Source organism: Mesorhizobium sp. M0983, from assembly GCF_040318975.1.
Taxonomy (GTDB): Bacteria; Pseudomonadota; Alphaproteobacteria; order Rhizobiales; family Rhizobiaceae; genus Mesorhizobium.
Map to the genome: position 1 here is coordinate 1 of NZ_JAMYNH010000065.1, position 1,091 is coordinate 1,091.

The following is a 1,091-nucleotide window of genomic DNA, read 5'->3' on the forward strand; positions in this document are numbered from 1 at the left end:
CGGGGGATTTGACGTCTTGTTTGGGGTTTCAGGCGGTCGTCCGACCCTGTATGGGCGGACTCAGGCGCACCTATCCCGCGATAGCGGCCCATCGGCGCATGTTGAAGGCGATCGCCGCCATCGTCACCTGGGCGGTCGCCTTGGCCAGCCCGACATAGCGGATCGTGGTCAGCTTCATGCGGCACTTGAGGGTAGCAAAGGTGGTCTCCACCGCCGCCCGGCGTCTGGCGATCAAGCGATTGTAGTGCTTGAGACGCGGCGGCAGCTGCGGATGATGCTTGTTGGGGCGGCGCGCGATGCGCACCTTCTTGCCTTCGGCCTTGAGCCGGGCGCGGCGGGCATGGGTGTCGTAGGCGGCGTCCGCCCAAACCGTCTTCTCGTCGCCGCAGATCAAGGTGTCAGCCACGACCGTGTCGTTGACGTTGGCTGGTGTGGTGATCACCGTGCGGATCAGGCCAGAGCCCTCATCCACCCCGACATGAGCCTTGTAGCCGAAGGTGAAGCCGCCCTTGCCCTGCCGCGCGGTAATGCGGGCATCTGGATCCTTCGACGGCCGCTCAAGCGTCGGCGGTGACGAGACCGCATTGATCAGCGTGGCATCCAGCATCGTGCCACGCTTCAGGATCACGCCGGCCTTCTCCAACTGCCGGTCCAGTTCGCCAAACAACTTATCGAGCAGACCTTCGCCGACAAGCAGATTGCGAAAGCGCGAAAGCACCGTGTGATCGGGAATGCTCTCCTCCAGCCCGAGCCCGGCAAAGCGCCGGAACGACAGCCGGTCGCCAAGCGCCTCTTCCAACTCACGGTCCGAAAGCCCGTAGAGCGATTGCAACAAAAGCGCCTTGAACAGGACCAGCGGTGGCCAAGCCGCCCGACCCGGACCGCCATCACGCAGCGGGTTGAGCAGTTTCTCAAACCGATACCACTTCACAAGACCCGACAATCGGTCGAGCGGCGAAGTGCCGCCCACAAGCTTGGTGCCTAGAAAAGCCTCCGCCAAGCTCAACTGGCCCGTCTGCTTCACTGCCATCGCGATTCCCTCAGACCGTCCACCTCAGAGAATCACAATCAGCGAATTACGCAACAGGCCC

1 protein-coding gene is annotated in these 1,091 nt (G+C 63.1%); it reads right to left on the bottom strand.

Going from position 1 to position 1,091, the window contains the following annotated elements; genetic code table 11:
- Window positions 1–70: 70 nt before the first annotated feature.
- Window positions 71–1,030: an IS5 family transposase gene (locus tag NKH71_RS33325; protein WP_352683297.1), complete on the bottom strand. Its 960-nt coding sequence runs from the start codon at window positions 1,028–1,030 to the stop codon at window positions 71–73.
- Window positions 1,031–1,091: the final 61 nt, after the last annotated feature.

Bases quoted from the DNA above. Each gene is read 5' to 3' on its own strand.
- NKH71_RS33325 (WP_352683297.1), bottom strand. From the start codon at position 1,030: ATGGCAGTGAAGCAGACGGGCCAGTTGAGCTTGGCGGAGGCTTTTCTA.